This window comes from Faecalibacillus sp. TM498 (assembly GCF_020589955.1).
Taxonomy (GTDB): domain Bacteria; phylum Bacillota_I; class Bacilli_A; order Erysipelotrichales; family Coprobacillaceae; genus Faecalibacillus; species Faecalibacillus intestinalis.
In genome coordinates this window covers 25,036-32,181 of the sequence record NZ_JAJDKB010000033.1, presented here as the reverse complement: position 1 = coordinate 32,181, position 7,146 = coordinate 25,036, and the positions used below count along the sequence as shown (strand labels likewise).

General features: G+C 28.7%; 10 protein-coding genes and 1 tRNA gene. 5 read left to right on the top strand and 6 right to left on the bottom strand.

Annotation, left to right across the window (positions count from 1 at the left end; all coding sequences use genetic code 11):
• Positions 1-86: 86 nt before the first annotated feature.
• Positions 87-162, bottom strand: a tRNA-Val gene (locus LJD32_RS10420).
• A 185-nt stretch (positions 163-347) separates the two neighbouring features.
• On the opposite strand from LJD32_RS10420, the gene galE reads away from it, so the two are divergent.
• Positions 348-1,349: a UDP-glucose 4-epimerase GalE gene (gene galE, locus LJD32_RS10415; RefSeq protein WP_032089669.1), complete on the top strand. Its 1,002-nt coding sequence runs from the start codon at positions 348-350 to the stop codon at positions 1,347-1,349.
• Between the two features lie 74 nt (positions 1,350-1,423).
• Positions 1,424-1,843 carry a hypothetical protein gene (locus LJD32_RS10410; RefSeq protein WP_032089668.1) on the top strand — a complete coding sequence of 140 codons (420 nt, stop codon included), beginning with the start codon at positions 1,424-1,426 and terminating at the stop codon, positions 1,841-1,843.
• Positions 1,844-1,871: 28 nt separating this feature from the next.
• On the opposite strand, the gene alr is transcribed toward LJD32_RS10410, so the two are convergent.
• Entirely contained in the window at positions 1,872-2,972 is a 1,101-nt protein-coding gene (gene alr / locus LJD32_RS10405; protein WP_032089667.1) for an alanine racemase, read from the bottom strand.
• A 60-nt stretch (positions 2,973-3,032) separates the two neighbouring features.
• Positions 3,033-4,013, bottom strand: coding sequence for a LolA family protein (locus LJD32_RS10400; protein ID WP_032089666.1), 981 nt, complete (start codon positions 4,011-4,013; stop codon positions 3,033-3,035).
• Positions 4,014-4,107: 94 nt separating this feature from the next.
• Between LJD32_RS10400 and LJD32_RS10395 the strand changes: the two genes are divergently transcribed.
• Positions 4,108-4,311 (top strand): DUF378 domain-containing protein, encoded by a 204-nt coding sequence (locus tag LJD32_RS10395; protein WP_032089665.1) that lies wholly within the window; start codon positions 4,108-4,110, stop codon positions 4,309-4,311.
• 5 nt (positions 4,312-4,316) lie between these two features.
• Here LJD32_RS10395 and LJD32_RS10390 read toward each other — a convergent pair whose 3' ends face one another.
• The 3 genes from LJD32_RS10390 to LJD32_RS10380 form a co-directional block, all read right to left on the bottom strand.
• Entirely contained in the window at positions 4,317-4,937 is a 621-nt protein-coding gene (locus LJD32_RS10390; protein WP_032089664.1) for an HAD-IB family hydrolase, read from the bottom strand.
• Positions 4,938-5,636, bottom strand: a complete 699-nt coding sequence (gene deoD, locus LJD32_RS10385; RefSeq protein ID WP_032089663.1) for a purine-nucleoside phosphorylase — start codon at positions 5,634-5,636, stop codon at positions 4,938-4,940.
• Between the two features lie 64 nt (positions 5,637-5,700).
• Positions 5,701-6,165, bottom strand: a complete 465-nt coding sequence (locus LJD32_RS10380; RefSeq protein WP_032089662.1) for a hypothetical protein — start codon at positions 6,163-6,165, stop codon at positions 5,701-5,703.
• A 164-nt stretch (positions 6,166-6,329) separates the two neighbouring features.
• Here LJD32_RS10380 and LJD32_RS10375 point away from each other — a divergent pair, with 164 nt between their 5' ends.
• Positions 6,330-6,695, top strand: a complete 366-nt coding sequence (locus tag LJD32_RS10375; protein ID WP_022002286.1) for a hypothetical protein — start codon at positions 6,330-6,332, stop codon at positions 6,693-6,695.
• Positions 6,696-6,709: 14 nt separating this feature from the next.
• Positions 6,710-7,138, top strand: a complete 429-nt coding sequence (locus LJD32_RS10370) for an NfeD family protein (protein WP_227392317.1) — start codon at positions 6,710-6,712, stop codon at positions 7,136-7,138.
• Positions 7,139-7,146 lie beyond the last annotated feature (8 nt).

Below are 7,146 nucleotides of genomic sequence, written 5' to 3'. Positions count from 1 at the left end.
CCCTCAACCTACTGATTACAAGTCAGTTGCTCTACCAATTGAGCTAAGCCGGCATCTTCTATAATTTATTTCAAACACTATTTTAATGGTGGAGGCTAACGGGCTCGAACCGCTGACCCTCTGCTTGTAAGGCAGATGCTCTCCCAACTGAGCTAAGCCTCCTTGACTAGTGCCCACTTATAATAACATCTCTATACCTTTACGTCAACAGTTTTTTGTAATTTTTTTTATTTTTTTGTTAAATTTATTTTTTTACCTATTCTATTTTCTTTTTTCACCTTTTTATTATGTTATTATTTGTTATAATAGAATCGTAAAATAAGCAAGATGCTATGGAGGATATAAAAATGAAAGTACTCGTTGCTGGTGGTGCTGGTTATATTGGTAGCCACATTTGTGTAGAGTTATTACAAGCAAATCACGAAGTTGTAGTGATTGATGATTTCTCTAACTCAAAACCAGAAGTCTTAGGATATATTAAAGATATTACTGGAAAAGAAGTAAAGTTTTATGAATTCAATATTTTAGATGAAAAGAAAACAGAAGAAGTTTTTAAAGAAAATGATTTAGATGCTGTTATTCACTGTGCTGCTTTTAAAGCAGTTGGAGAATCTGTTGAAAAACCTATTGAATATTATACAAACAATTTAACAACAACTTTAATTGTTGCTAAAATGATGAAAAAATATCATGTCAACAATATTGTTTTTTCATCAAGTGCTACAGTTTATGGAGATCCTGAAGTGGTTCCTCTTACTGAAGATTGTAAATTAGGTGAAACAACAAATCCATATGGAGCAAGTAAAGCAATGATGGAAAGAATTTTAACAGATGTGCAACATGCTTGTCCTGAAATGTCAGTTACTTTATTACGCTACTTCAATCCAATTGGTGCCCATGAATCTGGATTACTTGGAGAAGATCCAAAAGGTATTCCAAATAACTTAATGCCTTATATTATGAAAGTAGCTGCTGGAGAACTTCCTTGTTTAGGTGTCTTTGGTGATGATTATGATACACCTGATGGTACAGGTGTACGTGATTATATCCATGTTGTTGACCTTGCTAAAGGACATGTTCTAGCAATTGAAAAATACAACAAACCTGGATTACATATTTGTAACTTAGGAACTGGTCAAGGATATAGTGTTTTAGAACTTGTTCATGCTTTTGAAAGAGTAAATGGTGTTAAAGTAAAATACGAAATCAAACCTCGTCGTGCCGGAGACATTGCTACATGTTATGCAGATCCTACAAGAGCTAAAGAAGAACTTGGTTGGGTTGCTACTAGAGGCATTGATGAAATGTGTAGAGATACATGGAACTTTGCTAAAACAAGAATGAAATAGCCTCTGGCTATTTTTTTTATTGTTTATATAGGTGAAATTTGATATTATAGAAAAGTATAAAAGGAGGAACTTCTATGGATTTTTTTAAAAAAATCGGGAAAGAAGTGAGCGTCTTTGGGCTTGTATTTGTAGTTTTTATTGCATTATTTGCTTATAGACAAGCAACACATGTTGAACTTTCAACAATTTCCCAAGATAAATTAGAAGAAAAAATCAAAGATAAAGATAGTTTTGTAGTCGTTGTAGGTAGTGATAAGGATAATACGACATTGAACTACAAAAATGTTTGCTTAAAATATTTAGAAAAAAATCATAGTGATAAAATTTATTATGTAAATTTAGCTAAAGAAAATAATGCAACAACATACATTCAAAAAACTTTTAAAACAGATGATGGAACAATTCCTTCAACATTCGTTATGAAAAACGGAAAAGTAAAAGTTCAAAAATCTGGTTCTTTATCATATTATAGAATTGCTGAATTATTTAAATAAAAAACGAACTCATATTTGAGTTCGTTTTTTATAACAATTCTTTTACTTGTCCATCTTGAACATAGACCCTTGGTACACGTTTAGAAATCAAACATAAAACTTCATAAGAAATCGTATCTAGATCTTTCGCCATACTTTCAAGAGAAATATGTTCACCAAAAATTTCCACTTGATCTCCTATTTTTACATTTTCATCTACTCTAACCATCATTTGATCCATACATACACGTCCTACAATTTCATAATACTTACCATTGATATATACTTTACGTCCTTGATTTTTTCTAATAAAACCATCTGCATAACCAATTGGTAATGTTGCAATGTATTCATCTTCTTTAGCCGTATATGTTAAACCATATCCCACTTGATCTCCTGCTGGTATTTTTTTAATCATTGCTACTTTTGTATAAAGTGACATTACTTGTTTGAATTTTGTTTCTTCTTCACCATTTGGTGAACATCCATACATAGTAATTCCTAATCTTCCCATATTTGATTTTTCATCATGATGATAGGTCATTGCTGCTGAATTACAACAATGAATATATTTGAATTTACAATTACCTATCATTTCATAAAATAAACTTCTTTGTTTTTCAAAAGCAACATCATCTCCATCAGCTGTCGCAAAGTGTGTAAAGATTCCTTCTACATTAAATTTATCAGGATCAACTAGTTTTAATAAAGTTGATAATTCTTCTTTAGACATTAAACCAATACGATGCATTCCTGTATCTAATTTAATATGCACTTTTAATGTTTGCCCTTTATCAATTAAATGATCCAATAATTTTAAATAAGCAACTGAAACCATTGTTAAAGAAATATCATATTTAATAGCTAAATCAATATCTTCTTTACTTGTTGGAATAGCTCCTAAAATCAATATTCCTTTATTGATTCCTAATTCTCTTAACTCAATTGCTTCTTGAAGTGTTGCAACAGCAAACATTTCAATATAATCAATATCCTTTAAAAAACTAGCAACTTCTTTATACCCATGACCATAAGCATCCGCTTTAATCACAGCCATCAACGGTCTTTTAAATTCACTATGTGCTAATTCAACATTATATTTTAAATGGTCTAAATCTACAATTGCATACGTGTCACGCTTTAAATTCATAAAGACACCTCCAAACAATAGTATAATCCAACCCATTTCATAATTCAATTTGAAATCTCTTTATTTTGTCGATGAAGTTTGCATACTTGTCATGACTGAAAGCATTTCTTCTTTCGTTAAATCTTGTGAATATAAAGAACACATCATTCCATGATACATCATCGATAATTTTCCAGGTTGATAATATGCAAACCCATCTATTAAATCGATCACTTCATCATTAGAAAACTGCATTACTTGTTGATCATTTACTTGTGTTTCTACCATTGTAAAACTTTTATCACCACTAAATTTTAAAATATGATTTTTATCCCCTTCTATTGAAGACACTGTTTCACTTTCTAATTTAGCGCCTAATAGAGAAACTGGATATAAAACATCATTATTTGCGGATGTTTTGACATCCTTTTTTGATTCTTTCAATGCTTGATTTTGATTAAAATGTTTCTCTTTAAAATTTTTATTTTTATGAAATTCATTTACTTTACAAGTAACAATTTCTGTCTCATCTTGATCTAGACATAAAACAATCAATGGTTTTAATTTTTTATCAAAAATAACTTCTTGTTTAACAATTCTTGTATCATTAGGGTATTTCACCTTTGCTTCTACTTGATATCCTTTTTCAATCTTTTTAACTTTATTATTTTCTAATAATTGAATTAAATAATGATAAATATATGGTTTTGGACTATTTTCAGGCCAATCACTTTGAAATTTAAACATTTGATTAAGTGTTGGTGTTAAAACATAGACTCCTTTTTTATTTTTTATAATGATTTGTGATTGATTTAAACTTTTATCATAAAGTTCTACTCGATAATATTTTTGTTTATCTTTTTTTAAATAATCTACTTTTACTTCATAACTTTTAAGTTCATCATTTTGTGTCATTTCCATATCACATACAAGTTGATAAGAATTTATACTTTTAGCTTCTTTTAACGTTTCATCCAATGAATTATTTTTAAATTTAAAAAAAATAACAATACCTATTGCACAAATGACTAAACCTATAATGACAATATATAATTTTTTCAAATCTATCCCTCCATTATAAAAATATTCTTTATTTATTTTTATATGTATAAAATACAAATTTACGGGATAGACTCTATTTAAGGAGGTTAAGAAAATGAATGCATTACAAAAAACAGCACTTGTTTTTACTGTGATCGGTGCTATTAATTGGGGTCTTATTGGCTTATTTAATTTTAATTTGGTAGATAGTTTATTTGGTCAAAATAGTTTTTTATCAATGCTCATTTATATTGTTGTAGGAATAGCTGGACTCATTAATATTATGCTTTTCTTTACGGACTTAAATATAAAAGAGTAGCTAAGCTACTCTATTTCAAATGTGGACATATGTCCATCTTTAGTATCAATTTTAATACGATTTTTTACCATTTTTAACATTGGAATATCATGTAAAGAATCCGAATAGGCATAAGATAAGTCATAATCTATTTCTAGATTATGATTTTTTATCACTTCTTGGATTCTTTTTACCTTTTCTTCATTTTTACAGTTTTTTCCAATCATTTGACTTGTATATTTACCATCTTTAATGTCTGTTTTAGTTCCTAAAATTTCATCTACTGGTAACTTACAAAAACGAAGATAAGCTTCTACAGAGGCACTACATATATAAATCGTATACCCTTCTGCCTTTTTCTTTTTTAATTCTTCAATGACATTTAAATAATAACAAGGTTCTAATACTTCTTGATAAAACTTTTCAATCTCTTGATCAGACATCTTATCTAATGGATATAACCATGCTGATTTTGCTTTATTAAGTGGTTCTATCTTTAATAGATATAAAGCATAATGATAAACCACTTTTAATAATTTAAAAACAGATAGTGGATGTTTTTTTAAATAATACTTTAAAAGTTTTCCACCAGAATCTCCATGAATCAAAGTATCATCAAAATCAAAAAATGCAAATTTAGTTAACACCTATGCAATCTCCAAAGCAACTTCCATCATTGCTGTGAAAGTTTTTTCTCTTTCTTCTGCAGTTGTTTCTTCATTTGTTACTAATGAATCTGAAACAGTTAATAAAGTTAATGCTTTTTTACCAGCGTAAGCTGCATTTGCAAATAAAGCATAAGATTCCATTTCTGTAGCAAGGCATCCCATTTTGATCCATTTATCTGCTTTATTGTCTGCATGATAGAACAAATCAGAAGATAGGACATTTCCTACATGATAAGTTAAATTCTTTTCTTTTGCTTTTTCTACAGCTTTTTCTAATAAACTATAATCAGAAATAGCTGAATAAGTTCCTGGTAATTCATATTGATGTGCATAATTTGAATCTGTACAAGCACCTTGTACAATAATGATATCTCTTAAATGAACATCTTCTTTAAATGATCCACAAGAACCAATACGAATAATATTTTCTACATCATAAAAATGAAACAATTCATAACTATAAATCCCAATACTAGGCATTCCCATACCCGAACCCATAATAGAAACTTCTTTTCCTTTATACGTTCCTGTATAGCCAAACATGCTTCTTGTCGCATTAAATTGTTTAACATTTTCTAAATACGTTTCTGCTAAATATTTTGCACGTAAAGGATCTCCTGGCATTAAGACAGTTTTTGCGATATCTCCTTTATTTGCTTGATTATGTGGTGTTGACATAAACACTTCCTCCTTTATTTTCTCCTTAAAGTCTAACATATTCTTTTTCAATTGATAATAACTTTTAAGAATTTTGTACTTTTCCATCCTTTAAATAATAATATGTTTCAATTTCAGAAGCCTCATTCAATTCTTTTCCTTGTATAGCTCTAACAAGATGTTCAACATAATCATCTTCATTACCTGCACCTAAAATAGCCATATACCCTTCTAAAAAGACCATTGGTCCATAACCGTAATCATCTTCGTTAAAATCAATGATTTGATCAATATGATTTTGATAACTTTCTTTCATTTCATCAAGCGTTTGTTCATCATCCATATCATAGGCTTTTATTTTCATATGTTTTCCAAATTCTTTTTTTATTGCTGGAAGAACATTCTTTTTAAAATGTTGACAATTTGAACAATCTTTTAAATAAAAATAAGTTAATTGATATGTCTCTTTCCATTCATTTTTTTGATTTTGACAACCAACTAATGGTACTAATAATAAAATAATTAATAGAATCTTTTTTAATTTTTTCATTGTTTCACCTTTTCTATTTATAATGTTTTCTTTTTATTTTTTAATTATACATCAATTATTTTTGAATGGAAAGTGATGTGATGAGGGATAAATAATATTAATAATAATATATATTGAATAAAAATAATATATATAATATAATACAAGTAGAAAGGATGATAGCTATGGCATTTGTATGGTCAACAAATGAAATTTCAAAGAAAACAGTTACTATTTATAGTACAAATCTCACTTTAAACACAGCTGCTTGTAAACATTTTGAAAATGTTCAATATGTATTATTAGGAGTTGATAAAGAGAACAATTTATTAGGAATCAAGCCAGTTGATAAAACAGCAATAGATGAAGGAATTTATCCAAGTGATCAATTGCATCGTATTTCAATTGGTAAAAGTTATGGACGTGTTTCTAATAAAAATTTTATTGAAAACCTTGCTAGAGAATATCATTTAGATTTAAGTGATAAACAAGGTCTAAAGTATCCTGCAAATTTTGATGTTGTTCACCAAATATTAACAGTTAATCTATAAGGGAGGGATAGATCATGATGTTATGGATATGGCTAGGCGTTATCATTGTAACTGCTATTATTGAATTAGTTACAATCGATTTAGTAAGCATCTGGTTTACACTTGGTGGAATCGGTGCCTTAATTGCCTATGCATTAGGTTTAAATCAAACCATTCAAATTATTATCTTTATCATTTTAAGTGTTATTTGTATTGGAATCAGCAGACCTCTTGCTAAGAAATACTTAAGAACACAAACAGTCAGTACAAACTATGAGCGTGTTATTGGTCAACATGGACTTGTTTTAAAAAAAATTGATGCTGATACAAGAGGAGAAGTTAAGGTGCTTTCTATGGAATGGTCCGCTTCTAGTGTAGATAATTCTACTTTAGAAGAGGGAGATTATTGTGAAATTCTTGCTGTAGAAGGTGCTCATCTTGTGGTTAAAAAAATTAATAAATAAAGGAGAAA